Here is a 24,072-nt window from a genome sequence, read left to right on the forward strand (position 1 = left end):
AGGCCAGGATGCCGAGGGCGGTCTACGGCGTCAGCGCTTGCTGCCGACGGCGCCGTAGACGTTGACCTGACCGTCGGGGATGGCGGCGCTCGCGTTGTCGTCCGGACGCCAGCGGTGCACCGACTGGATGCCAGGGGCGACGAGGTCGAAGCCCGCGAAGAACGGTGCGATCTCGTCGCGGCTGCGCAGCCGTACGGGGATGCCGCGGGCGCGGTAGCTGCGGGCGGCCTGCTCCTCCATGGTCGGGTCGAAGTCGGCGGTGGCGTGGCTGATGGTGAGGCAGCTGCCGGCGGGCAGGGGAGCGACGAGCCGGCGGACGATGTCGTACGCGGCGTCCGGGTCTGGCAGGAAGTGCAGGATCGCGATGACGGACACGGCGACGGGGCGGGAAAGGTCCAGGGTGTCGCGCAGCTCGGCGGAGTCGAGGATCGTGTCGACGTCGCCCAGGTCCGCCTCGAGGTAGGCGGTGCGGCCCGCCGCGCTGCCGCCGAGCAGCGCGCGGGCGTGGGTGAGCACGATCGGGTCGTTGTCGGTGTAGACGACGCGGGCGTCGGGGGCGGCGGCCTGCGCGACCTCGTGCAGGTTCGGGCTGGTGGGGATGCCGGTGCCGATGTCGAGGAACTGGCGGATCCCCTGCTGCTCGGCCAGGTGGCGGACCGCGCGGTGCATGAACGCCCGGTTCTCCCGCGCGGTGGTCCGCAGGTACGGCGCGCCGGCGATGGCCTGCTCGGCGGCCTCCCGGTCGGCGGGGAAGTTGTCCTTGCCGCCCAGCAGGTAGTCGTACATCCGGGCGGTGTGCGCCTGGTCGGTTCTGAGGTCGACCGGCTCGCGCCGGCGTGTCTGCCGGGTCCAGGCCATGTTCCCGGCAGGCCACCGGTCGTTCCTCGCGCCCACGCGAACCCCCTCGCCCGTCGGCATCCGTGCACCAATCGTCCGGATCGCGTTAAAGGTATCTTCTTCGGTGCGTGGTGCATCTAGGTGATGGCGCTGCGCAGGCAAGGGCGGATGGCTGTAGGCGGTGGGCGGCATTCCTGGGCTGGGTGGGTGGCTCAGCCTGCGGGCGCGAGGGTGTGCAGCGCGAGCGCGGGCAGGCCGTTGAAGTCGACGGAGGCGAGGGTGGTGGCGTAGGCGCCGGTGGACCAGATCGCCATCCGGTCCCCGTCGGTCAGGGCGCGGGGCAGGCGGTAGGGCTCGCGGGCGATGAGACGGTCGAGACTGTCGCAGGTCGGCCCGCAGAGGGTGACCGGCCGGGTCGGGGCGTCCGGGGGATGATCGGGCGCGGTCACCCGGTACTCGATGCCGCCGAGGGTCTCGACGAGACCGGCGTTCCAGATTCCCGCGTCGAGCACGACGTAGGTCACGCCGTCCTCGCGAGGCAGCACCGCCCTGACCCGGCTGACGGTCACGCCGGCGTCGGCGACGAGGCCGCGTCCGGGCTCGATGACCAGGTGCGGGAGATCAGTGGCGCCGAAGTGACGCCGCACCGCCTGACCGATGACGCGCCCGTAGGCCTCGACCGCGGGGCGGGTTCGCGGTAGGAACCCGGCAGCCCGCCGCCGAGGTTGAGCACCGACACCGCGAGTCCCGCCTCACACATGCCCGTCCACACCTTCGCCGCGGCCGCGAGCGCCACGTCCCACTGCCGCGGGTCACGCTGCTGGCTGCCGACGTGCCAGGTCAGGCCGGCGATGGTGAGTCCGCGGCCGCCGCGTCGAGCGCGAGGGGGACGGCCTGCCCGGGGCCGACGCCGAACCGGCCCGACATCGGCCAGTCGCTGCCCGCCCCGCCATGGGCGAGCCGCAGCACGACCGTGGCACCGGGCGCGTCGCGTGCCAGGCGGCGCACCTCGGCCGCGCTGTCCACCGCGAAGGTCCGCACCCCCCGGTCCCACGCATGGCGGATCTCGGCGGGATCGCGCACCGGATTGCCGTGGGAGATCAGCGTGGGCGGGCAGCCGGCGGCCAGCGCCAGGTCGATCTCCCGGGGGGAGGCGACGTCGAGGCCGGCGCCGCGCCGCACCGGCGCGGCGAGCAACGTCGGGTCGGGCTGGGCCTTGAGGGAGAATTGCACCGCCGCGTCCAGGCAGGACACCAGCCGGTCGTGGGCGGTCAGGGCGTGATCGACGTCGAGGACGGCGTACGGCGTCTCCTGCTGCGTGGCGACGAAGTGCCGTAGGCGCGCGGTGGGCACGGTTGACCTCCGGGTGGCGGGCGGTCGGTCGGGTACGGCGCAGTCAGTGGGGCCCGCGGCCGGGCGCCGGGGGCCTGGCGGTCGAACGGGCCGCGGGCAGCTGCCGGGTGATGCAGTGCACGCCGCCGTCGCCCAGGGCGAGCGCCCGCGCTGGCACGCCGACGATCTCGTGGTCGGGATACGCGCGGGCGGCGGCGGCCAGGGCGTCGTCGTCGGCGGCCGTGCCCGCCAGCGGCAGGATCACCCCGCCGCCCGCGATGTAGAATTCACGTAGTTGACGACGGCGTCCCGTCCGTGCAGGTGGATGCGCTGCTGTGGCGGCAGCTCGTGGATCTCGAACAGCCGTCCGGCGGCGTCGGTCGACGCCTCCAGCACCGCCCGGTTGGCCCGCAGCCGCGGATGGTCCGGACGACCGGCCACGGCGGCCTCGACGACGACCCGTGCCGGTCCGGTGAACTGGCAGACGTGGTCGATGTGCCCGTCGGTCTCCCCGGCGAGGTGGCCGTAGGGCAGCCACACCACCGTGGTCACGCCGAGCAGCGCGCGCAGCTCGGCCTCCACGTCGTGCCGGTCCAGCCGCGGGTTGCGGTTGGCGGCCAACACACACTGCTCGGTGGCGAGCAGCGTGCCCTGGCCGTCGACGCTGATCGCGCCGCCCTCCAACACCATCGTGGAAGCCCGGCGGGGCAGACCCAGCGCCGGCAGGAGCCGACGCGCGACGAGGTCGTCCTGGTCGTAGGGGTGGAAGCGCTCGCCGAAGGAGTTGAAGCGGAAGTCGACGCCCACCCGCCCGTCGGGCCCGTGTACGACGATCGGGCCGCAGGCTCGCAGCCACGAGTCGTCCATCGGGATCTCGTGGACGTCCACCGGCACCTCACAGGCGGCGCGCACCCGGGCGGCCGACCCGGGTGGGACAACGAGCGTCACCGGCTCGAAGCGGGCGACGGCACGCACGATCGCCGCGTACTCACGCTCGACGTCGGCGAGGACGTCCTCGCCACCCCACGGTGCCGCCCGCGTTGGCCAGGCCAGCAGGCACGCCTCGTGCGGCTCCCACTCGGCGGGCATCACGAACCCGCCGGTCATGGTGCGCTGCCGGGCGAGTCGAAGGAGGTGACGGCGGCGTGCGCCGCGTCCCAGTCGCCGGCGAAGCGCCCGCCGAGCACGTGCAGCCAGCGTTCGAGCCCGAACGCGACGCAGGAGGTGTGCGCGGGCTCGCCGTCGAGGGCGATCTCCGCGCGTTCGCCGAAGAAGGTGCGGTGGAGGTTGGTGAAGGCGATGGCCACGCCGTCCTCGCTGACGAACTCCTCCTTGGTAGGGAACAGGCGCTGTAGAGCGCCCGGGACCCATTCGGGTCGAAGAACGGGTCGGTCGCGACCTGGGTCGTCAGACCCAGGCCAAGGTGGTCGGCGCATCCTCCAGATGGAGGAGGAGTATCTCGGCGCCCTCGAGGACAGCCTGGGGTTCGACGTCGAGTACGGGGATCCCGCCCATGTGGTCGGGGTCCTGCGGCGGATGAGCTCGGCGCATCCCTGGCGGGAGAGGATCATCGACCTGCTGATGCTGGCCCTCTACCGCTGCGGCCGGCAGGCCGAGGCCGTCGAGGTCTACTACGGCGTCCGGGAGCGCCTGGACCGCGAGCTGGGCCTGGAACCGTCGGCCTTGCTACGGGAGCGCCTTCAGAACATCCTTAACCACGCTCCGTCGTTGTCCCTGTCGCTGCGCTGACCCGATCGGCCGGGCCAGCGGAGGGGGTGCGTGTGCTCAACCTCGCCGTCGTGCTCGAGTCCACCGCCCGCGACCTGCCGGACCGCGACGCCGTCGTGCTGGGCGGGCGGCGGCTGACCTACGCGCGGCTCAACGCGGCCGCCAGCCGGGTCGCCGCCGCCCTCGCCGCCCTCGGCATCGGTCCGGGCGACCGGGTGGCCCTCGCCTGCCCCAACCTGCCCGACTTCCCGATCGTCTACTACGGCATCCTCAAGGCCGGGGCGACCATCGTGCCGCTCAGCGTGCTGCTCACCCGCGCCGAGATCGTCTACCACCTGGAGAACTCGGCCGCGCGGGCACTGTTCTGCTTCGAGGGCACCGGCGCGTCGCCGCTGGGCGAGTCCGGGTTCGCGGCCTTCACCGCGGTGCCCGGCTGTGAGCTGTTCGTCCTGATCACCGGCGATCCCCTCCGCGACCTGGCCGGGGCGGACGCCGGTGGTCCCGGCGGCGATGCGGCCGGTGGCGCCGCCGGCCCGAGCGGCGGCCCGGCGGCGATCGGCGATCCGGGCCGGGCCGGCTGGCCGACGCTAGCCGCGTTCGTCCGCGAGGCCTCCGCCGACCCCGCGTTCGAGACCGTCGTGACCCGCGAGGACGACATCGCCGTCGTGCTTTACACCAGCGGCACCACGGGGCGCCCCAAGGGGGCGCAGCTCACCCACAGCAACATGGTCCTCAACGCGCAGGTGTGCACCCGCGTGTTCCAGGCGGCGGCGCACGACGCGCATCTGGTCTGCCTGCCGCTGTTCCACTCCTTCGGTCAGACCGTCCATCTCAACGCGGGACTGCTCAGCGGGGCGACGCTGCACCTGCTGCCCCGGTTCGAGCCCGAGGCGGCACTGGCCACGATGGAACGCGCCGCCATCACCTTCTTCGCCGGCGTCCCGACGATGTACTGGGCGCTGCTGCGCCAGGTGTCCTCCGCGGAGGATCAGGACATGGCCCGCATCGCGGGAAACCTGCGGATCAGCGTCTGCGGCGGCGCGCCGATGCCCGCCGAGCTGCTCCGCGACGTCGAGCATCGGTTCGGCGTCGCGATCGTGGAGGGGTACGGGCTGTCCGAGACCAGCCCGGTGAGCACGTTCAACCGCCTCGACCGGCCGCGGCGGATCGGCTCGGTGGGACTGCCCGTGTGGGGGGTGGAGGTGCGGATCGTCCGCGAGGACGGCACGCCGGCGGGCGACGGGGAGCCGGGGGAGATCCTGATCCGCGGGCACAACGTGATGCGTTCCTACCTCGACGATCCCGCGGGCACGGCGGAGGCGATCGACGCCCGCGGCTGGTTCCACACCGGCGACATCGGACGACTCGACGCCGAGGGCTATCTCTACCTCGTCGACCGCATCAAGGAGATGATCATCAGGGGCGGTTTCAACGTGTATCCGCGGGAGGTCGAGGAGGTGCTGCTGACCCATCCGGGGATCAGCCTGGCAGCTGTCGTCGGGGTGCCGCACGAGAGCCACGGCCAGGAGGTCAAGGCGTTCGTCGTGCGCCGCCCGGGCGCGACCGAGACCGAGGAGGACATCGTGGCGTGGTGCCGGCGGACGATGGCCGGCCACAAGTACCCGCGGCTCGTCGAGTTCCGCGACCAGCTGCCGATGACCGCCGCCGGCAAGGTCCTCAAACGCGCGCTGGTGACGCCGCCGTCCGCGCCGCCCGGCGGCTGAGGTCCCCGGGCCGCCAGCTCGCGCGGCCCCGCCGCCGCCCGAGGGCCCTGGTCCGCCCGGCGGCCGACCCGGCCATGCCCGGCCACGTGCCGTCGACCCACGTGCCGTCGACCCACGTGCCGACGGCTCGCGTGCCGGGGCTTCGCGGCCCGGCGGGAACGACCACACGGCCGATGCCGAGCACCGCCTGGTAACGCGCGCAGCGGCCGAGGTCCGCCGGCGCCTCGAGCACACGCACGCTGCCGACGGTCCGCGGACCGGCCGTCATCGGGCCGCCGGCGGTCGCGCCTCCGAGCCACACACCGCCCGTCACGGCGCCGCCGGCGTGCGGCCCCACGAGCGGGCTGATGACCAGCGCGCCGGTGGGAGCGGCCTGGAGGCCGGACTCACCAACCACGGCGGCGGTGCGGCGCCGGGGCTCGCCGAGGAAACCGGCGGCGGCCCGTGGCGGGACCACCCCGTCGTCGGCAGCGAACGAGGCGCCGGCGGCCGTCCGGCCCGCCACACCCGTGCCTGCGGCCCCGCGGGCCGGGGGAGCCACGGGCACCCCGGCGGGGACGATCTCCGGCTCGATCCGGGCCAGTTCCTGGCGGACCTCGTCCAGCAGGTCGGCCAGGCGCACGTGCAAAGCCCGGCAGATCGCCGCGAGGACCTCCGAGGACGCCTCCTTGAGACCCCGCTCGATCTCGGACAGGTAGGGCATCGACACCCGTGCGGCATCCGCGACATCACGTAGCGTGCGCCCCTGGGCCAGCCGCCGGCGGCGCAGCGCCTGCCCGACCAGCCGGCGCAGCAACGGAACCTCCACCCGCCCCGCCATTGTCACCGGGACCACCCTCCGCGCTCGCGCCGCCGCCGCGCCCGCGGGAGGCGGGAGCGTGCCGACTGGCCGCGCTCGCCCCGCGCCACCCACGACACGACTCAGGTACCGAGGGTATCCGCTGCGCCGCCGCCGCGACCCTCTTACCAACGATCGCCCGCCGACGAGATCACCCGTGCGTGAGGACGGCGTCCGTCGTCACGATGAGCGGATCGCCGGGCGGGAACCCGTCGTCGAAGGGCGGCGGCGTGGGGTCGACGCCGTGCAGGTCGGCCCTGCGGATGCAGCAGTGCACGCCCATGACCTGGTCGACAACCTGGCTGACGGCGAAGTCCCCGGCCGCGGACAGGTAGGCGAGGGCCACCGGCGCGGGCAGGGCGTACCGCTCGCGCAGGAACGCCACCGCGTTGCGGGTCGCCTCCCGCATCGCCTCGCCGAGATCCGGGTCGAGACCGGCGACGATGTGCAGCGCGTCCGTGCCCGCCCAGGGCGCGGACAGCGCGCGGGCGGTGCGGCTCACCGCGTCGTCGGCGTGCACGGTCAGCCGCAGCAGCGCCCGCAGCGGCGCCTCGAACGCGGTCAGCGCCACCTCGCCGTCGCCCTGGGCGAAATGCGGGTCGCCGACGTAGAACAACGCGTCCGGAACCTGCACCGGCAGGTAGAGACGGGCTCCGACCCCGAGGTGGCGGATGTCCAGGTTCCCGCCGTGGCGCCCGGGCGGCACCGAGTGCACCGGATGGTCGGTGGCCGCCGCCACGCCCATGATCCCGAGGAACGGGCGCAGCGGGAAGCGGATCGCCCGACCGTCCCCGACGGGCAGCACCCCGGCGTCGCCCTCGGCGTGCGCGACCAGGCACACCGGCGGCACCGTCGCGCCGAAGGGCAGGTTCCGCTGGGCGATCGGCATCTCACCGGGCAGCGCGCCGCGGCCGTGCCGGTTGCTGATCACGCCGTAGGGGGCGCGGCGGTCGAGCTCCAGCACCTCGACCTCGAGCACGTCGCCGGGGCGCGCCCCGCTGACGGCCACCGGCCCGGTGACGACGTGCGGGCCGGCGGTGTCCGGCTGGTGGCGGCGTCCGCCGTCCACGAGGGCGAGCGCGTCGTCGAGGATCTGGTCGGGAGCGATCCCCACGGCGCCGAAGAACGCCCGCGGATCGCTGCCCTGGTCGACGAGCAGCCCCTCGTGACTGATCGTGTCGAACCGTACGGCCCCGCCGGACGGCACCCGCAGGACGGGCCGGCTGGCCGCGTTCGGCAGCAACCCCCAGGCGACCTCGTCCGCCCGCGCCGGCAAGTACGGCGCGTCGGTGGCCACGTCAACCCCGCTGTGCAGCAGTTTCACGGCGAGGGACCCTGCCACACCCCGATGACGCCGGTGTTACCGCCAGACCGGATCAGCCACGCAGGAGCGTGGGATGACAGGCACCGTCGGTGGTCGTGTACGGCCAGCGGATGTGCAGGTCGACGCGGCCCGCGCCGACGGCGTGGTCCCGGGTCGGCATCGAGGCGCAACGGCCAGGCAATGCGCGGGAAAAGCGCTGGCTGGAGAGTGTTGGCGTGGCCAACATCCGGATCGGGGCGTCCAGGAACTCGTGGGGGGTGTCGGCCGGTCGGGTGGATCTGCGCCGCGAGCCCGTCGTGCCGCGGCCGGTCACGGTCGACGCGCGTCCGCAGCGGCTCACCCTCGACCTCACCCGCACCGCGGTGATCGTCGTCGACATGCAGAACGACTTCTGCCATCCCGACGGCTGGCTCGCCTCGATCGACGTCGACATCACGCCCGCCCGCCGGCCGATCGAGCCGCTGCGCCGCGTCCTGCCCCTGCTGCGCGCGGCCGGTGCGCCGGTCATCTGGCTGAACTGGGGCAACCGGCCGGACCTGGCGAACGTGCCGCCGGGCGTGCGGCACGTCTACGACCCCGACGGCGAGAGCGGCGGCCTCGGCGCGCCGGCGCGTCCCGGCGGCAGCCCGACGCTGCAGGCCGGCAGCTGGTCGGCGGCGATCGTCGACGAGCTCGCGCCGGAGCCGGGCGACCTCCACGTCGACAAGTACCGGATGAGCGGCTTCTTCGACACCCCGCTCGACTCGGTGCTGCGCAACCTCGCCGTGACGACGCTGCTGTTCGCCGGGGTGAACTCCGACCAGTGCGTGCTCGCGACCCTCACCGACGCGGCCTGCCTCGGCTACGACGTCATCCTGCTCGAGGACTGCGCGGCGACGACCTCCCCGCCGTTCTGCCACGACGCGGCTGTCTTCAACGTCGCCCAGTGCTTCGGCTTCGTCGCCCTGTCGACGTCGCTGGTCGCCGCCCTCGACCCGCCCGCGGTTGACGCGACGGCCCTGGACGGCGCCCATGCCGGCATGGCACTACCGGCCGCGGCCACGACCATCGCGGGGAGCTGACGCCCATGTCGACGCCAGCCGTTCCGCCGGTTTCCGCGGTCCTGCCGGTTTCGCCGGTTCCGGCGACCCTGATCGAACCGGACACGTTGGAGATGCGGCACATCAGCGCTGGCGACACCGTGCGCCTGGCGGTGCTGGCCGGGCCGGAGGTGTCGCCGGTGACGGTCATCCTGGAGGCGTGGGAGGCCGGTGGCGCGCAGCCGCCGAACAGCCATCCCGCCTCCACCGAGCTGTTCGTGTTCCTGCGCGGGAGCGGCGTGGCCGTGTGCGACGGCGTCGAGACATCTGTCGCCGCCGGTGCCACGCTCGTCCTTCCGCCGACGTCGCTGCACCACATCACCAACACCGGGTCCGGCCGGATGTACGCGCTGACGCTGATGTGCCCGGACGACGGCTTCGCCGCGATGGTCCGCCGCGGGCCGCTGGCCGGCACCGACGACGAGGACCGGGCCGTCCTCGCCGCCCTGCCCGCCGCGGACGGCCCCCGATGACCGCGGGATCGGACGGTGTCCTGTCCGGTCGTGCCCCGCTGGCGGCGCGGGAGTGGTTCGCGCTGCGTCCGCTCGTGGCCCGGACCTGGCTGGTGGGCGAACCCGGACACGTCAACTGCTTCCTCATCGAGGGTGACGAGCGTGCCGTGCTGGTCGACACCGGCCTCGGTCTCGCCGACGTGCACGCCGCGGCGCGCACGCTCACCGACCGCCCGATCCTCGCCGTCAACTCCCACGGGCACGACGACCACCGCGGCGGCAACTGGCTGTTCGACGAGGTCGCCGCCCATCCGCTGGCCACGCCCGCCGTCACCGCGCCGGTGCCCGCCGACCGGTTGACCGCCTACCTGGCCGTCGCCCGCGACCAGTACGCCGCCTACCAGCGGATGCGCGCCGACGACGAACGCTTCTTCCACCTGCTCACCGACGAGACCACGCCGCGCCCGCTGCCGCCCGCCGCCGATGACTGGACGGTGCCGCCGGGGCCCACACCGACGCCGCTCGCCGACGGCCAGCGCCTCGACCTCGGCGGACGCACGCTCACCGTGCTGCACACCCCCGGCCACTCGCCGGACTCGCTGTGCCTGGTCGACGAGCGCGCCGGCCTGCTGTTCGCCGGCGACACGCTCATCACCGGCGATTTCTGGGTGCACATGCCCGACGCCGCCGTCGACATCTTCGCCGCGACCCTGCGCACCCTGCAACGCCGCCTCGACGGCGCCATCCGCGAGATCTACCCGGCACACACCCTGCGCTACCGGGTCGGCCCCGACTTCCTGCGCCGCGCCGCCGACGCCTTCGAGGACGTCGCCGCCGGCCGCGCGCCCGGCCGCCTCGGTACCGACCTGCTGCGCCGTCCCGCCCTGCGCCACGACTTCGCCGACTTCAGCATCCTGCGCCCACCCATCCCCGAACCCATCGAACCCAGTGCGCCCGCCGCACCGACCGCGCCCAGTGCTGCGCCCGTCGTGCCCAGCGCTCCCGTCGTGCCCAGCGCTCCCGTCGTGCCCACCGCGTTCGTCGTGCCCACCGCGTTCGCCGGGAGCGAGAGCCTCGCCGCGCCGGATCCCGCGCTCGCGGACCTCGCCGTGCTGGACCCCGCGCTCGCGGCGGCGTTCGCCCGCTACGAGTCGGCCCTCATGGCGGGCGACGTCGCCGGCCAGCGGGAGTCCTTCTCGTCGCACGCCGGCGTCGTGCGGGTCGACCCTGACGGCCCCGTGGTGGGGCCGCAGGCGCTCGCCGCCTTCCGGGCCGCCCGCCCGACCCCGGGGCCACGACGGCTGCGTGACCTGCACGTGGTGCGTAGCCCCGGGGAGACGGTCGTCACCGTGTCGACGAACGAGCGGCTTGGCCCAGAGGGCCAGGTCATCGGCCTGAGCACCCAGACCCAGGTGTGGGCTCGCGACGACGACGGCAGCTGGCGGGTCATCGCCGCCTGCGTGTCCCCGATGCGCACCGCGCCCACACCCACCGACCCGGCGGTGGGTGGGTGAGCGCGGTCGGCGCCCGCCCGACCGCGAGACCGTCGTCGACCGCTGTCGTCGCGTCGTCGCCGACCACGGGCGCGTCGCCGACCACGGGCGCGTCGCCGACCACGGGCGCGTCGCCGACCACCGGCGCGTCGCGGCCAGCGGTCGGCGCGTCGGGTGTGGCCCTCAACGGGTCGTCCTCGGCGGTCTGGCGGGAGTGCGGCGATCCATTGCTGGCACCGACGGGGCGCGGCGCGTTGGACGGGCTTCGGGTCGCGGTGAAGGACCTGTTCGCCGTCGGCGGCCACCGCATCGGCGCCGGCAACCCGACCTACCTGTCCGGCGCTCCCGTGCAGCCGGCCGACGCCGCCGCCGTGGCCGCGCTGCGCGCCGCCGGGGCGGCCATCACCGGCATCGCCCAGACGGACGAGCTCGCGTTCTCCCTGTCCGGCACGAACGTCCACTACGGCACACCCCCCAATCCGGCGGCCCCGGACCGGGTCAGCGGCGGGTCGACCAGCGGGCCGGCGTCGGCCGTCGCCGCCGGGCTCGTCGACGTCGGCCTGGGCACCGACACGGCGGGGTCGATCCGGGTGCCCGCCTCGGTGTGCGGACTGTTCGGGCTGCGCCCGACGCACGGCGCCGTGTCCGTCGACGGCCTGGTCGGGCTCGCCCCGTCGTTCGACACGGTCGGCTGGCTCGCCGCCGAACCCGACGTGCTGCGCAGCGTCGGCGACGTCCTGCTGCCGCCCGCGCCCGACGACCCGTGCCCGCCCACCCGCCTGCTCGTCGTCGCCGCACCGCGGGAAGCGGCGCCGGACGGCACGGCTCGGACCGCGGCGGTCGCGGCGAGGCTCGCGGACGCGCTCGGCGTGCGTCTCGTCGTCGGACCGGTACGCGACGACGACGATGTGCCGGGCCTGCTGGCGGCGTTCCGCGCGGTGCAGGCCGCGCAGGCCTGGCAGCTGCACGGCGCCTGGATCGAGGCGCATCCGGGGGCGCTCGCCCCCGACGTCGAGGGACGGTTCCGGTTCGGGGCCACCGTCGACGCCGACATGCTGCGCGCGGCCACCGGGGTGATCGCCGACGGGCGGGCGCGGCTGCTCGACCGGCTCGGCCCCGACACCTGGCTGGTGCGCCCGGCCACGGCCGGCCCCGGGCACCTTCGGGCGGCGGATGGACCGGCCCGGGACGCCTGGCGTCAGGCCACACTAGGCTGCACCGTTGTGGCCAGTGCGTATGGACTGCCGAGCTGCGTGGTGCCCACCCGCCCGGGCGGTCCGGGTGGATGCCCACCGCCGGTCGGGGTGGCCCTCATCGGACCGCCCGGCGCGGACCGCGCGCTGCTGGACGCGGCCGTACTCCTCGGCCGTCCATCCGTGCCATGACCTCGTCGTTCACCGAGGACGTCGGCGTTCGCCTCGGCGGGGCCGTGCGCGCCCAGCGGCACGCGCTCGGCCTGACCCTCGTCGACGTCGCCGGCCGCGCGGGCCTGAGCCATCCCTTCCTCAGCCAGCTCGAACGCGGCCTGGCCCGGCCGAGCATGCGTTCCCTGACGGCGATCGCCTCCGCGCTCGGCACCAGCGCCCAGGCCCTGATGGCCGCCGCCGACGCGGCGAGTGCGCCGCCCACCGATGCCGTCAGCGTCGTCCGTCGCGACACGGTGGCCGTGGAATCACCGGGCGGTTCGGTGCGCAGCCTCGTGCGCGGCGAACGGGCGATGCTCCCGTCGGAGTACGTCGGCGCGCCGACCGCCTTCGACGACTACTTCCAGCACGACGGCGAGGAGTTCGTCTACGTCGTCGCCGGCCTCATCGAGGTCGACGTGGACGGCGCGCTGCACGTCATCGGCGCCGGGGAGAGCATCTACTACGCCGGGGGAGCGCGCCACCGCTGGCGCAGCCTCGACGGCGAGCAGACCCGTCTCGTCGTTGTCCAACAGAACGCCTGACCGGGTCAAACACCTGACCGGACCAAGCCGCGACGTGAGGTGGTGGCCTGCGCCGGGGGCATGTCATCTGTCCGTGGTCTCCTCGGGCTCCCAGCGCAGCAGGTCGCCCGGCTGGCAGTCGAGCGCCTCGCAGAGCGCGGCGAGGGTCACGAAGCGCACCGCCCTGGCGCGGCCGTTCTTGAGCACCGCCAGGTTGGCGGGGGTGATGCCCACGCGGTCCGCGAGTTCGCCGACGGACATCTTGCGCCTGGCGAGCATCACGTCGATGTCGACGGCGATCGGCATCAGATCACCTCGTCCAGCTCGGCCTGCAGCTGTGACGCCTCGACGTCGCGCTTGACGGCCTGGGCGAGCAGCGCCCGCAGCACGAGCACGAGGAGCGCGACTCCCAGGATGGCCACGCCGACCCCGCCCATGATGAGGCTGACGCCCGGGTCCTCCCGCTGGCCCGGCGCGTTGAGGACCGTGACCGCGAACCACACGAGGGCGGCCGCGACGATCGCGCCGATCACGACGTCCACATACCGGAAGGCGGCGTGGGAGAACACGGTTCCGCGTCGCACCATCGTCACCAGCCGCCAGACGGCGAGCAGGGCGACCTGGACCGACACCATGCCCAGGATCGTGACCACACGCAGCGGGGTCAGTGGGAGCGCCCCGTCCTCCGGATCGCTTCCGCTGACCAGCGCCCACACCATGCCTGCCTGTACGAACACGGTGCCGGCGAGCACCACCACGAGCACGGCGCGCAGCGCACCCACCGTCAGCTTCCCCATGACCCCCACCCTTCCATCGAGTCGCGATGGGAATCTATCGAGTTTCGATAGTCATCGCAAGGTTTCACAAAGAGGGCGCAGCCCCGAGAAACTGATGTCAGACCGCCGGCGCACCGCAGTCCCCCCACCACCCCCGACGCGCCGTCCGAGCTTCAGGTTGATCTTCGGTCGTCGGTGTCCCTACGAGGGATCGCAACCGCTCTCCCACCGAGGCGCCGCGGACGCGGAGGTCGTCGCTCTGCGAGGGATCTCGGCGTCTGTGGTCTGCGCGGTCCGCTGGGCTCAGGTTTTGCGTGGGGGAAATGCGGGGCTGACGGGGGTGTGACCGGGGGGCAGCAACATGGGTGTTCGTCGGGATGTTGATTCCATCAACATCGGGGTTCTGCTGCGGAGGTCGCGTGCGGGTCGGGGTGTTCCTGTTCGGCGGGGTCGAGATGGCGGACGCCGGGGTCGGCGGGACCCAGCCGACCGAGCGGCGCTACGGGCAGGAGGACTTCGAGCATGCCCACCGGGAACTGCTGGCCTGCGGCGAGCTCGCGGAACGGCTCGGCTACGACAGCTTCTGGCTGACCGAGCACCACTTCCAGCACGAGGGCTACGAGGTGGTGCCGAACGGGCTGATGTTCTCGGCGTTCCTCGCCGCGCGGACCAGCCGGATCCGGATCGGCACCATGTTCAACGTCGTCGGGCAGTGGCATCCGCTGCGGTTGGCCGAGGACTTCGCGGTGCTGCACAACCTCTCCGGCGGCCGCGGCATCCTCGGCGTCGGCCGCGGGACCGTACCGCGGGAGATGCTGCCGCTGACCGCCGGCACCCTGTCCGTCGGCTCCTACGACAACCCGAGCGCGTCGGCGGCCGACGCCCGCAACCGGGAGATCACCGAGGAGAGCCTCGACGTCCTGCACCTCGCCCTGTCCACCGAACGGTTCCGCTACGACGGCCGGCACTTCCAGCTCCCGCCACCCGGCATCCCCGACCGCGGCGGTGAGACGCGGGAGCTGACCCTCGTCCCCCGTCCGCGCCACCCGTACGAGACGTGGCAGGCGGTGACGAGCCCGCCGACGCTGCGCGCGGTGCCGACCCGCGGCCTCGGGGGCGTGTTCTGGCTGAAGGAACGCAGGCGCCTCGCCGCCGACTGGAACGCCTTCGCGGCCACGTTCGCGCAGGTACACGGCCATCCGCTGACCCGCGGCGAGCGGCGGATGCTCGTGCTCAACGTCGCCGTCGGCGACACCCGCGAGGCCGCGATGGACCTGGTCCGGCCGGGTCATGACGAGTTCTGGCGCTTCCTGGCCCCCTACGGCTGGGGACGGGGCTACCTCGGCCCGGACGGACTACCCGCCGGCGGCGACTTCGTCCCCCGACTGGAGGACTCGATGGCCCAGGGCCCCTGGGCGGTCGGCACCCCTGCCGACGTCGCCGCGCACATCGCCGAGCTCGACGACCTGCTCGGCCTCACCGACCTGGTCATCTTCCCCGGCATGCCCGGCGACCCCTACCCGCGCGTCCGCGAGCAGATGGAACGGTTCAGCCGCGACGTCCTCCCCCTGCTCCCCTCGGGGAGCGGTGCGACAGGGCAGGCAGGCGCGACCGTACAGGCCCCGGTGGACGGACGGACCGCGCCGGTCCCACCAGCCGGGCCGACTGCGCAGGCCAGGGCGGACGAGCGGGTCCTGGTGGACGAGAAGGAGCGGGTGTGAAGCGCCATTTCGCCGATCTGCGTGGGCCCGAGGCGGCCGGGCTGTCGCCGGGGGCGGTCGCCGTCCTGCCCATCGGCTCGATCGAGCAGCACGGTCCGCACCTGCCGATGTCCACCGACCTCGTCGTCGCCGAGACCCTCGCCCGCGACGCCGTCGACGCCTTCGGTGACGCTCACGACCTGTGGCTGCTGCCGACGCTCGCCTACTCGAAATCCAACGAGCATGCCTGGTCGGCGGGCACGATGTGGCTGTCCGCGACGACCCTGCTAGCCGTGCTCGACGACGTGGCCCGGTGCCTCGCGACCACCCCGGTGCACCGGCTGGTGTACCTCAATGGCCACGGTGGCAACAGCGCGCTGCTGCAGGTCGCCGCCCGTGACGCGCGCCTCGCCCACGGCCTGCGCACCTTCGTCATGCACCCGTCGCTGCCCGCCGACCACGGCGGGGACTCACCAGCGGCCGAACTCGGCATGGGCATCCACGCCGGCCTCGACGAGACGTCGTTGCTGCTGCACCTGCGCCCCGAGCTCGTCCGTCTGGAGCTGGCCCGGCGCGGCGTGCCCGAGCAGCTGACCGGCTACGAGCGGGTGCGCTTCGGCGGGCCGGTGTCGTTCGGCTGGCTCAGCGACGACTTCGGCACCGACGGCACGATCGGCGACCCGACCGGCGCCACCGCTGAACGAGGCAAACAGCTCTACGAGGCGATGGTCGCAACCGCGGGCCAGTCCCTCGCCGAGATCGCCCGTTTCGACACCCGCCCCCGCCCCACCGGATGACCACCCACCCGCCCGCGCGGACGGTGGCCTCCCGCGCGCGGGCCGGCGCCGACCCCGCGGGCCCCATCGCCTCGCCCAGACCGACGGCGACATGGGCAGAACCGCCGGCCTGGGCGGGGGAGGGGGAGGAGCTGCCCGCGCGGGCGGACGTGGTGATCGTCGGAGGTGGGCACAACGGGCTGGTCTGCGCGGCCTACCTGGCGCGGGCGGGCCGGTCGGTCGTCGTGGTCGAGGCCCGCGACGAGGTCGGTGGCTGCGCGTCGACCGTCGAGGCGATCGGCGCCCGGGTGAACATCTGCAACTGCGACCACACGATGATCCTTGCCAGCGGGATCGTCGACGACCTGGAACTCGGCGCCCACGGCCTGCGCTACCTCGACGTCGACCCGATGGGGATCGCCCTCGGCTGGGGCGACGCACCGGCGTTCGTCCAATGGCGCAGCGTCGAGCGGACCCTGGACGGCCTGGCCCGCACGGACCAGACGGCGGCGGATGCCTACCGGCGCTATCTCGACGTCGCGCTGCCCGCCGCCCGGCTCGTCGCCGACGTGCAGGGCTCCCGTCCGAGCACCCCGGCGATCGCGGCGATCGCCGCCCGCCGACGGCTGCGGGGCGCCGCAACGGTCCTGTCCTGGGCGCGGCGCAGCCTGCTCGACGTGCTCGGCGCGTTCGGCCTGCCCCCGTGGCTCATCGCCGCGGCCTGCACGAACGGCCCCGCCGTGTGGGGGCTCGGACCGGACGCCCCCGGCAGTGGCCTGGGCGCCCTGGGTTTCGCGATGCGCCATCTCATCGGCGTCGGGCGGCCCGCCGGCGGCAGCGGCGCGCTGCCGGCGGCGCTCGCCGCGTGCGTGCGCGACCACGGCGGCGTCGTCGTCACCGGGGCCCGAGTGGGCGGGGTGATGGTCCGTGACGGCCAGGCCCGCGGGGTGCGTCTCGTTGACGGTCGGCAGATCGCCGCGTCGACGGTCGTCACCGCCACCGATCCGCGCACGGTGCTCGTGGACTGGCTCGACGGCGTGCCGCCCGCGGCCCGGCTGCACGCCCGGTGGGCGAGCGCGCCCCGGGTCGACGGCTACGAGTCGAAGCTCGACGCCGTCGTCACCGCCCCGCCGGACCTCGCCGCACTGCGCGCCATCCCCGCCGACCTGCTTCCCCCGCACGCGCACCACGTTCCAACCATCACGATCAGCCCCACCCCGGCGGAGCAGGTCGCCGCCGCCGCGGCCCGCGCGCGCGGCCAGGTCAGCGACCCGCCGATGTTCCTGCTGAACACACCCTCCGTGCTCGACCCGGCGATGCGGCCGTCGCCCGACACACACCTGCTCAGCCTGGAGGTGCTGTGGACCCCGTACGCGCTGCCCGGCGGCTGGTCCGATCCGACCAGAGCCTGGTCCTGGCTGCGCCGGCTGGCCTCCCTCGGTGATCCGGCGCTCGTCGAGGCGGTCCGCGACTGGCGGGTGATGACCCCGCCGGACTACGAGCGCGAGTTCGCCATGCCCCGCGGCTACGCCCCCTCCTTCCCCGGCGGCGTGGTGGCCGCCCTGAGCGGCCGCCCCCGCGAGCTGAGCCGCTACCGCACCCCCGTCGCCGGCCTCTACCTCACCGGCGCCGGCACCTTCCCCGGCGCCGGCGTCTGGGGCGCCAGCGGCCGCAACACCGCCCACGTCATCCTCACCGCCCGCCCGAGGAACCCGTCCCCCCACGCCGGTCAGTAGGACGACAAGAAGATCTTCGATAAAGTTCTTTCCATCAAGCATCCCCCGGATCTCGTGGTCGGGGAGTATGACTCCGTGGTTGATGATGCCCGCGAGGTGTCGGTCTCCGATTTCCGACCGTGAGCATGGAAGGCGCTCGTACGGCCTCCCGCCGCCGAGCATCTTTCCGTGCGTGCGCCAGAACTCCGCGAGCCCGGTGAGTGCGCCGGGGGCGTCGAATCGGCCGTCTGGCAGGACGAAGTCCCGTGCTGCGGGAAGTGTGGTTGGGCTGGGGGCGGCCTGCTCGGCCCGGCGCCCCTGTGTCAGCGGCGGGGTCCGGCCGTGGCGCGGGCGGCGTCGTGCCCGTCGACCCGGCGCGTGATCCTGGCTGCCGCGGCGGCCAGTTGGCGCAGCTGGGTCGGGGTGAGCGCGTCGATGACCAGCTCGCGCACGGCGCGTACGTGATGCGGGGCGGCTTCGACGATCCTTGCCAGGCCGGCCTGCGTCAGCACCGCCTGGGAGGCCCGGCCGTCGCCCGGGCAGGCCTGGCGGGTGATCCATCCCCGTCGTTCCAGGCGGGAGGCCACGTGGGAGAGCCGTGACAGGGACGCGTTCGTTCCCACGGCCAGCTCCGACATCTGGAGGGTCAGCGCGCTGGACTCCGACAGCAGGGACAGCACCTCGTACCGATCGCTACCGTTCACTTGTCACGTCAACCAAATCTCCGGAAGGGGACCCAGCGCCGCGGCGGAAGGCCGTTGCTGACCGGGCGCCGTGCGGGACCGATGCGGGCGAGATCCGCCGCCGGGCCGGCCGGGCCTCCCCGTACAGACGAGATCACCAGGAGTAGAGACATGACCGACCTCACCGAGATCGCGTCGCCAGTGCTGGGCACGCTCGACGACGCGGGGCGCGCGACGCTCTTCACCGACGCCCGGACCGCGAACTCGTTCGCGCCGACGCCGGTCAGCGACGCCGAGCTGTCGGCGATCTGGGACCTGGCGAAGTGGGCGCCGACCGCTGGCAACTCCCAGCCGCTGCGGATCCTGTACGTGCGTACCGACGAGGGGCGCGAGCGCCTGCTCACGCACATGAACGAGGGCAACAGGGCCAAGACCGCGTCGGCGCCCGCCGTGGCCGTCCTCGCCGTCGACACGCGCTTCCACGAGCACATCCCCGCTCTGCTGCCCTTCCGGCCCGAGATGAAGGACGCCTTCGACGCCGACGCGGAGCTGAGGACCCGGACCGGGACCTTCAACGCGACCCTGCAGGCCGGTTACTTCATCCTCGCGGTGCGGGCCCACGGCCTCGCCGCAGGCCCGATGGCCGGCTTCGACGCCGCCGGGATCGACGCCGACTTCTTCCCGGACGGCCGCTGGCACTCCATCCTCGTGGTCAACATCGGTCACCCCGGCACCAACCCGTGGTTCGGTCGGCTCCCGCGCCTCGGCCACGAGGACGCGGTCCGCTGGGAGTAGGAGACACTGATCCGGCAGCGGTCCGGGTCCCGCTCGCGCGGGCAGGACGGGCGGGAAGAGCGGGAGAGGCGGGTTGGTCAGGGCGTCGGCCCGGCCCCGGCGAGGGCCGGCAGCTTGCCCGGGTTCAGCAGGCCGTCGGGGTCGAAGCGGGCGGCGGCGGCGCGCACCGCGTCGAGGCGGCCGTGGTGCAGCTCCCAGGTGTGCGGGTCGTCGACGTAGACCTCGACGTCGGCCAGGCGGGCCATCCGGTCGTAGAGGTCGTCGGCGCCGTCGTAGCGCAGGAACAGCATGCTCACCCAGTCGCGGCCGGACGCGGTCAGGAAACCCTCCAGGTGAATGAGGGATTCGGGCGCGAGCGCGGCCACCTCGGCGCGCCGGCGCGTCAGGCCCGGGCCCATGCACTGCAGATGGGTCAGCTCCGGGCGCACCTTGCGGACGCGGTAGGTGGTGTGGTTGTACGACAGCGACGCGATGTGCGCGGGCCCCTTCGGTCGCACCGCGTCCACCCTGCCACCGTGGCGGCGCACCACCGCGCTCGCCGCCTCGACGCTGTCCTCGGTCACGATGCCGCGAAGACTCACCCGGTCCAGCGGCAGCGCCGGGTCGGCCGGGCGGTAGGCCGCGATGATGCCCGCCTCGTCCAGTGACAGCAGCCGCGGGCTCGGCTCCAGCTCGAAGAGCTCCTCGCCGGCGGCCACCGCGCCGCCGAGGTCGGCGAACGACGTGTACAGCCCGGTCCAGCGCCGCGCCGGGCGCAGCGCCACGGTGGCCTGCGCGATGACGCCGGACACGCCGAACGCGTGCGCCATGGCGGTGTTCTCAGGGAACGGCACCGCCACCGGCGTCGCGTCGTCCGTGCACGGCACGACGAGCAGGGAGCGCAGGTAGCCGTCCCAGATCGCGCCGTTGGCGATGGACCCGGTGCCGCCCGAGCCGCCGGCGATGAACCCGCCGACGGTGCTGCCCACCGTCGAGGGCAGGATCGCCAGCTCCTGCCCGGTGGCCAGCGCCGCCTTCTCCATCAGCACGAACGACGCGCCCGCCTCCGCCGTCAGCCAGCCGTCCTCGACGGCGAGCACGCGCGACGCGGCGGACGTGTCGACGACGAGACCGCCGAACAGCGGAATGCCCTGCCCGTAGTTCCCGGTGCCCTGCCCGCGCACCGTCACCGGCACCCGGTGGCGATGCGCGGCCCCGACGGCGGTCGCGATGCCGGCGGCGTCCGCCGGGCGGACGACCACGTCGGCGACGCCGCCGGGCAGCAGCGGCGCCAGCACCGGGCTCATGTGCGCCCAGTCGGTGGACGCCGACAGCCGCGACGCCTCGTCCCGGCGCACCGCGTCGTCGCCCAGCAGCCGCGCGAGCTCCGCGGCGAGTCCGTCGAGCACCGCCGGGTCGAGCGGGGTCACCGCAGGCAGCCGCGCGCGGCCGAAGCCGGGCACCACGCGCTGCTGCCCGGCCCCGCCACCCCGCTGCGCGAGGGTTGAATCCGACATCGCGTTACGACCCCAGGCCGATCTTCGTGTCGAGGAAGCTGCTGTCGACCAGGTCGGACGGCTTCAGCCCGGCGAGGATCGGTTTGTTCTGTGCCTGGTAGATCGGGTCCAGGATCTCGATGAGCTTCTGCAGCCGGGCGTCGTCGAAGTCGCCGAGGGTGCTGTTCGACCCGTTGCCGACGATGCCGAGCGACTTCATCGTCGACACCGCGTACGTCGCGACACCGTCGCTGTAGACCCAGCCGTTGTTGTACTTGTCGACGAGCTCGAGGATCAGCTTGTTCGTCGCGTCCGGGTTGCCCATGAAGTCGACGATCGACTGCTGCATGATCGGCACCAGCTTCGTCAGGCACGGCCCCAGCGCGGCGAGCTTGTCCTTACGCACGCCGATCGCCTGCTGGTAGAAGTTGAAACCGGCATCCGCGATCAGCTGGTACTTCAGCGGCTTGTTCCAGGAGCGCACCTCGTGCTCCCAGGTGTACGGCTCCGACGTGGCGAAACCCTGCACAGCGTACGTGCCGCCCGAAGCGACGAAGTTCGTCGGCGTCCCGTCGTAGCTGCCGTCGACCTGGCTCTTCTTCAGAATGCCCGACCCGGTGAAGTAGTCCATGTACGACGCGCCCTGGAAGTACAGGACCTTCGTGTCCGTCTTCCCGATGTCGGCGATCGTCTTCCAGTCCGGGTGCTTGTCCGGCGACCAGCCGATGATCTGCGGGCTCTTCTCCAGACCGGCGAGCACCGCCACCGTCGGCTGCGTCTTCGACAGGGCGATCTGCTCGTCCGTGCCCAGGTAGCCCAGGGTGATGTTCGAGTCCTTGTAGAGCTGCGAGGTCACCGTCTGGAAGCCGACGGCCGGCCCGCCCGCGCGGATCTCCAGCTTGACGCCGGTGTCGACGCCGCCATGCGCGACCAGCTCACCGGTGACGGACTTCGCCCCCGCGTCGATCTTCGGGTTCGGGCCGAGCAGGTGGTACTGGCCGCCGTGCTCCGACTCCGGGTTCCAGTCGGTCTGCAGCACGATCGTCGACGGGCAGCCGGCGGCCTTCAGGTCGTACTGGGCCGGCACCGGACCGGCCGCGGACGGCGCCGCCGACGCGCCGGACGAGCCGCCGTCGCTGCCGCCGCCGCCGCACGCGGCGGCGGTCAGGGCGAGCGCGGTCGCGGTCGCCGTCAGCGCGACGAGCCGGGCGGGCCGTCGCCGAGATCTGATCAACGTGTGTCTCCAGAGGTGTGCACAGCCCGTGCGGGCAGGGATGGACGTGAGGGGTGGTGCGTGCACACGGCTGTGTGATGCGTGCACCGTGAGGGTGGTGCCGTCGCCCTGGGCGGAGGGGGCCGATGCGGGCGGGTGATGCTGATGCCGGTCGGGTGATGCTGATGCCGGCAGGTGATGCCGGCGGGTGATGCCGGTGCGGGCGGGTCAGCCGCGCTTCGGCTGGTACCAGCGGCCGACGACGCGCCGCGAAAGCCAGCCGAAGAAGACGAAGACCGCGATGCCGAGCAGGCTCGCGGTGAGCGTGGTCGCCCACAGGCGCTCGCCCTCCAGGCGGGAGGTGAACACCGACAGGGTCGTGCCGAGCCCCGGCTCGCCCTGCTTGAAGAAGAACTCGCCGACGATCGCGCCGATCACCGACAGCCCGGCGGCGTTGCGAAAGCCGGTGAACATCGACGGCAGCGCCGCCGGCAGCTGCAGCTTCCACAGCCGCGTCCAGCGCCCGGTGCGGTGCAGGCGGAACAGCTCGTGCATGCCCCGGTCCACCGACTGCAGGCCGAACAGCGTGTTCGACACGATCGGGAAGAACGCGATGATGACGCAGACGATGATCCGGCTCGTCAGCGCGAACCCGAAGAAGAAGCTCAGCACTGGGGTGAGCGCGAGCACCGGCACCGTCTGGATCACCACCGCCCATGGGAACAGCGCGTTCTCGATCCACTTCGCCTGGCTCATCGCCACCGCGACGATCACCCCGACAACGATGGCGATCGCGAGCCCCGAGAACGTGACCTCGCAGGTCAGCCGCAGCGCGGTCATCATCGACGAGAAGTTCTTCCCGTCGAGGATCCCGACCCGCACCACCTCGTGCGGCGGCGGCAGCATGAAACGCTGCTGCTCGTTGAGCAGACCGTCCGACACGCCGTACCACAGACCGATGAACGCGGCGAGCACCGCGGCCGGGCCCAGCACGAGGCTCGCCAGGTTGCCGCGGCGCCCGCCGGACGCCGCTCTCACCCGCCCGCGCGGTCGGGACGCGGGAGCCGGCTCGGGCAGCGCCGGGGCTGGTGGATCCGTCGTGGCCGCGGCAGGTGACGTCGTGGTCAATCCTGGCTCCTCAGGTGGTGGGAGACCTCGCCGCACAGGGCGGCGAACTCGGGGCTGTAGCGCAGCTGCGGCGCGCGCGGATAGGCGAAGGGCACGGCCAGGTCCGCCTTCACCCGGCCCGGCCGGCCGCTCATCACCACCACCCGCGTCGAGAGGAACACCGCCTCCGCCACCGAGTGGGTGATGAACAGGGCCGCGAAGCGGCGCAGCACGAACATCCGCAGCAGTTCGTCGTTGAGCCGCTCCCGGGTGATCTCGTCGAGCGCGCCGAACGGCTCGTCGAACAGGAAGATCGACGGGTCGAGGACCAGCGAGCGGGCCAGCGACGTGCGCATCCGCATCCCACCGGAGAGCTCGTGCGGCAGATGCTTCTCGAACCCGCCGAGCCCGACCAGGCCGATCGCCTCGTCGACGCGGCGCTCCCGCTCGGCCGCGTCGAGATGTTCCAGCTCGGCGAGCAGCCGCACGTTGCCGCGCACCGTGCGCCACGGCAGCAGCGTCGCGTCCTGGAAGACGTACCCGACGCCTGCCGAGGCGACGTCGACGGTCCCGTCGGTGGCCTTCTCCAGCCCGCTGGCGATGCGTAGCAGCGTGCTCTTGCCGCAGCCCGACGGCCCGACGACGGAGACGAACTCGCCCGGCCGGACCGCCAGATCGGTGTCGACCAGCGCCACCGTGCCGTCCCGGAACCGCTTGCGCACCCCGGCGAAGCGCAGCGCCGGCGTCGCGCCCGCGCCGTCGGGGGACGCGCCGGCGGTGTCTGCGGCGCCGGCGGTGCCTGCGGCGTCGTCGGCGGGCTCTGCGTGGGTGATGGTCACGACGTTGCCTCCCGAAGGTCCGGACGGGCGAGGACGGGCATGGCGGCCGCGGACGGCTCGGAGCCGAGGCCCGCGCCGCCCGGCGAGCGACGGGCGGTGGCCCCCGCGGCGGCGGGAGCGGCGGCGCCCGGGCAACGCACTTGTTCGGTCTGCGTAACTCTCCGTAGAAATCGGGCCTTGCCGGGGCCGTGGCCACCTGCGGCCAGCAGTGGCCACGGGCCACGGTGGGCGGCGGGCGGGCTCGCGACAGTGAGCACGT

24 protein-coding genes and 2 pseudogenes are annotated in these 24,072 nt (G+C 73.6%); 11 read left to right on the forward strand and 15 right to left on the reverse strand.

Annotation, left to right across the window (positions count from 1 at the left end; genetic code table 11):
• Positions 1–30 precede the first annotated feature (30 nt).
• The 5 genes and pseudogenes from AC6EXY_RS06170 to AC6EXY_RS06190 form a co-directional block, all read right to left on the reverse strand.
• Positions 31–858 carry an SAM-dependent methyltransferase gene (locus AC6EXY_RS06170; protein ID WP_243407803.1) on the reverse strand — a complete coding sequence of 276 codons (828 nt, stop codon included), beginning with the start codon at positions 856–858 and terminating at the stop codon, positions 31–33.
• Between the two features lie 191 nt (positions 859–1,049).
• A complete protein-coding gene (locus AC6EXY_RS06175; protein WP_243407799.1) occupies positions 1,050–1,484 on the reverse strand; it encodes a type III PLP-dependent enzyme domain-containing protein in 435 nt (144 codons plus the stop codon).
• A pseudogene (locus AC6EXY_RS06180) lies at positions 1,403–2,190 on the reverse strand (type III PLP-dependent enzyme domain-containing protein). The gene AC6EXY_RS06175 and the pseudogene AC6EXY_RS06180 overlap by 82 nt, the downstream one beginning before the upstream one ends.
• A 43-nt stretch (positions 2,191–2,233) precedes the next feature.
• Positions 2,234–3,276 (reverse strand): annotated as a pseudogene (locus AC6EXY_RS06185) (agmatine deiminase family protein).
• Positions 3,273–3,476: a hypothetical protein gene (locus AC6EXY_RS06190; RefSeq protein WP_165818518.1), complete on the reverse strand. Its 204-nt coding sequence runs from the start codon at positions 3,474–3,476 to the stop codon at positions 3,273–3,275. The pseudogene AC6EXY_RS06185 and the gene AC6EXY_RS06190 overlap by 4 nt, the downstream one beginning before the upstream one ends.
• 136 nt (positions 3,477–3,612) lie before the next feature.
• Between AC6EXY_RS06190 and AC6EXY_RS06195 the strand changes: the two genes are divergently transcribed.
• The gene (locus tag AC6EXY_RS06195) at positions 3,613–3,918 is read left to right on the forward strand and encodes an AfsR/SARP family transcriptional regulator (protein WP_499817701.1); all 306 of its coding nucleotides are present in this window, start codon (positions 3,613–3,615) and stop codon (positions 3,916–3,918) included.
• A 26-nt stretch (positions 3,919–3,944) separates the two neighbouring features.
• Positions 3,945–5,621 (forward strand): long-chain-fatty-acid--CoA ligase, encoded by a 1,677-nt coding sequence (locus AC6EXY_RS06200; protein ID WP_499817700.1) that lies wholly within the window; start codon positions 3,945–3,947, stop codon positions 5,619–5,621.
• Here AC6EXY_RS06200 and AC6EXY_RS06205 read toward each other — a convergent pair.
• Entirely contained in the window at positions 5,575–6,441 is an 867-nt protein-coding gene (locus tag AC6EXY_RS06205; RefSeq protein ID WP_499817720.1) for a helix-turn-helix domain-containing protein, read from the reverse strand. The genes AC6EXY_RS06200 and AC6EXY_RS06205 overlap by 47 nt on opposite strands.
• Before the next feature lie 169 nt (positions 6,442–6,610).
• On the reverse strand, positions 6,611–7,783 hold the full coding sequence (locus AC6EXY_RS06210; RefSeq protein ID WP_101833254.1) for an acetamidase/formamidase family protein: 1,173 nt from the start codon (positions 7,781–7,783) through the stop codon (positions 6,611–6,613).
• A 215-nt stretch (positions 7,784–7,998) separates the two neighbouring features.
• Here AC6EXY_RS06210 and AC6EXY_RS06215 point away from each other — a divergent pair, with 215 nt between their 5' ends.
• From AC6EXY_RS06215 to AC6EXY_RS06235, 5 genes are read left to right on the forward strand one after another with little or no spacing between them, the layout of a single operon-like run.
• Positions 7,999–8,844: a cysteine hydrolase family protein gene (locus AC6EXY_RS06215; RefSeq protein WP_243407798.1), complete on the forward strand. Its 846-nt coding sequence runs from the start codon at positions 7,999–8,001 to the stop codon at positions 8,842–8,844.
• 5 nt (positions 8,845–8,849) lie between these two features.
• A complete protein-coding gene (locus AC6EXY_RS06220) occupies positions 8,850–9,335 on the forward strand; it encodes a cupin domain-containing protein (RefSeq protein ID WP_243407797.1) in 486 nt (161 codons plus the stop codon).
• Positions 9,332–10,828, forward strand: coding sequence for an AtzH-like domain-containing protein (locus AC6EXY_RS06225; RefSeq protein WP_499817699.1), 1,497 nt, complete (start codon positions 9,332–9,334; stop codon positions 10,826–10,828). The genes AC6EXY_RS06220 and AC6EXY_RS06225 overlap by 4 nt, the downstream gene beginning before the upstream one ends.
• Complete coding sequence (locus tag AC6EXY_RS06230) at positions 10,825–12,192, forward strand: amidase family protein (protein ID WP_499817698.1); 1,368 nt, start codon at positions 10,825–10,827, stop codon at positions 12,190–12,192. Before AC6EXY_RS06225 ends, AC6EXY_RS06230 begins: the two co-directional genes overlap by 4 nt.
• On the forward strand, positions 12,189–12,755 hold the full coding sequence (locus tag AC6EXY_RS06235; RefSeq protein WP_101833226.1) for a helix-turn-helix domain-containing protein: 567 nt from the start codon (positions 12,189–12,191) through the stop codon (positions 12,753–12,755). The genes AC6EXY_RS06230 and AC6EXY_RS06235 overlap by 4 nt, the downstream gene beginning before the upstream one ends.
• A gap of 63 nt (positions 12,756–12,818) precedes the next feature.
• Here AC6EXY_RS06235 and AC6EXY_RS06240 read toward each other — a convergent pair whose 3' ends face one another.
• Together AC6EXY_RS06240 and AC6EXY_RS06245 are read right to left on the reverse strand one after the other, a co-directional pair.
• Positions 12,819–13,040 (reverse strand): helix-turn-helix domain-containing protein, encoded by a 222-nt coding sequence (locus AC6EXY_RS06240; RefSeq protein WP_101833225.1) that lies wholly within the window; start codon positions 13,038–13,040, stop codon positions 12,819–12,821.
• Positions 13,040–13,531, reverse strand: a complete 492-nt coding sequence (locus AC6EXY_RS06245) for a DUF2975 domain-containing protein (protein ID WP_101833224.1) — start codon at positions 13,529–13,531, stop codon at positions 13,040–13,042. Before AC6EXY_RS06245 ends, AC6EXY_RS06240 begins: the two co-directional genes overlap by 1 nt.
• Before the next feature lie 398 nt (positions 13,532–13,929).
• Between AC6EXY_RS06245 and AC6EXY_RS06250 the strand changes: the two genes are divergently transcribed.
• The 3 genes from AC6EXY_RS06250 to AC6EXY_RS06260 are packed head-to-tail and all read left to right on the forward strand — an operon-like array spanning position 13,930 to position 17,722.
• Entirely contained in the window at positions 13,930–15,231 is a 1,302-nt protein-coding gene (locus tag AC6EXY_RS06250) for an LLM class flavin-dependent oxidoreductase (protein WP_243407795.1), read from the forward strand.
• Positions 15,228–16,007 (forward strand): creatininase family protein, encoded by a 780-nt coding sequence (locus tag AC6EXY_RS06255; protein WP_499817697.1) that lies wholly within the window; start codon positions 15,228–15,230, stop codon positions 16,005–16,007. Before AC6EXY_RS06250 ends, AC6EXY_RS06255 begins: the two co-directional genes overlap by 4 nt.
• Positions 16,004–17,722: a phytoene desaturase family protein gene (locus AC6EXY_RS06260; protein WP_499817696.1), complete on the forward strand. Its 1,719-nt coding sequence runs from the start codon at positions 16,004–16,006 to the stop codon at positions 17,720–17,722. The genes AC6EXY_RS06255 and AC6EXY_RS06260 overlap by 4 nt, the downstream gene beginning before the upstream one ends.
• A gap of 302 nt (positions 17,723–18,024) precedes the next feature.
• Here the strand turns inward: AC6EXY_RS06260 and AC6EXY_RS06265 are convergent, their stop codons facing one another.
• Complete coding sequence (locus AC6EXY_RS06265; RefSeq protein WP_499817695.1) at positions 18,025–18,405, reverse strand: MarR family winged helix-turn-helix transcriptional regulator; 381 nt, start codon at positions 18,403–18,405, stop codon at positions 18,025–18,027.
• Positions 18,406–18,555: 150 nt separating this feature from the next.
• On the opposite strand from AC6EXY_RS06265, the gene AC6EXY_RS06270 reads away from it, so the two are divergent.
• On the forward strand, positions 18,556–19,179 hold the full coding sequence (locus tag AC6EXY_RS06270; protein ID WP_101831799.1) for a malonic semialdehyde reductase: 624 nt from the start codon (positions 18,556–18,558) through the stop codon (positions 19,177–19,179).
• A 77-nt stretch (positions 19,180–19,256) separates the two neighbouring features.
• Here AC6EXY_RS06270 and AC6EXY_RS06275 read toward each other — a convergent pair whose 3' ends face one another.
• The 5 genes from AC6EXY_RS06275 to AC6EXY_RS06295 form a co-directional block, all read right to left on the reverse strand.
• Positions 19,257–20,675 carry an FAD-binding oxidoreductase gene (locus AC6EXY_RS06275; protein WP_499817694.1) on the reverse strand — a complete coding sequence of 473 codons (1,419 nt, stop codon included), beginning with the start codon at positions 20,673–20,675 and terminating at the stop codon, positions 19,257–19,259.
• Positions 20,676–20,679: 4 nt separating this feature from the next.
• Positions 20,680–21,888 (reverse strand): nitrate ABC transporter substrate-binding protein, encoded by a 1,209-nt coding sequence (locus tag AC6EXY_RS06280; protein ID WP_101831797.1) that lies wholly within the window; start codon positions 21,886–21,888, stop codon positions 20,680–20,682.
• Positions 21,889–22,095: 207 nt separating this feature from the next.
• Positions 22,096–22,944 carry an ABC transporter permease gene (locus AC6EXY_RS06285; protein WP_499817719.1) on the reverse strand — a complete coding sequence of 283 codons (849 nt, stop codon included), beginning with the start codon at positions 22,942–22,944 and terminating at the stop codon, positions 22,096–22,098.
• A gap of 47 nt (positions 22,945–22,991) precedes the next feature.
• The gene (locus AC6EXY_RS06290; protein ID WP_499817693.1) at positions 22,992–23,813 is read right to left on the reverse strand and encodes an ABC transporter ATP-binding protein; all 822 of its coding nucleotides are present in this window, start codon (positions 23,811–23,813) and stop codon (positions 22,992–22,994) included.
• On the reverse strand, positions 23,810–24,072 hold a 263-nt coding region (locus tag AC6EXY_RS06295; protein ID WP_499842311.1), incomplete at its 5' end, for a hypothetical protein. The genes AC6EXY_RS06295 and AC6EXY_RS06290, both read right to left, overlap by 4 nt.

Source organism: Frankia sp. RB5 (genome assembly GCF_059816245.1).

Coding starts and splice junctions, on each gene's coding strand:
- AC6EXY_RS06245 (WP_101833224.1), bottom strand. CDS start 13,531: ATGGGGAAGCTGACGGTGGGTGCGCTGCGCGCCGTGCTCGTGGTGGTG.
- AC6EXY_RS06270 (WP_101831799.1), top strand. CDS start 18,556: ATGACCGACCTCACCGAGATCGCGTCGCCAGTGCTGGGCACGCTCGAC.
- AC6EXY_RS06260 (WP_499817696.1), top strand. CDS start 16,004: ATGACCACCCACCCGCCCGCGCGGACGGTGGCCTCCCGCGCGCGGGCC.
- AC6EXY_RS06240 (WP_101833225.1), bottom strand. CDS start 13,040: ATGCCGATCGCCGTCGACATCGACGTGATGCTCGCCAGGCGCAAGATG.
- AC6EXY_RS06225 (WP_499817699.1), top strand. CDS start 9,332: ATGACCGCGGGATCGGACGGTGTCCTGTCCGGTCGTGCCCCGCTGGCG.
- AC6EXY_RS06170 (WP_243407803.1), bottom strand. CDS start 858: ATGGCCTGGACCCGGCAGACACGCCGGCGCGAGCCGGTCGACCTCAGA.
- AC6EXY_RS06275 (WP_499817694.1), bottom strand. CDS start 20,675: ATGTCGGATTCAACCCTCGCGCAGCGGGGTGGCGGGGCCGGGCAGCAG.
- AC6EXY_RS06205 (WP_499817720.1), bottom strand. CDS start 6,441: ATGGCGGGGCGGGTGGAGGTTCCGTTGCTGCGCCGGCTGGTCGGGCAG.
- AC6EXY_RS06195 (WP_499817701.1), top strand. CDS start 3,613: ATGGAGGAGGAGTATCTCGGCGCCCTCGAGGACAGCCTGGGGTTCGAC.
- AC6EXY_RS06235 (WP_101833226.1), top strand. CDS start 12,189: ATGACCTCGTCGTTCACCGAGGACGTCGGCGTTCGCCTCGGCGGGGCC.
- AC6EXY_RS06220 (WP_243407797.1), top strand. CDS start 8,850: ATGTCGACGCCAGCCGTTCCGCCGGTTTCCGCGGTCCTGCCGGTTTCG.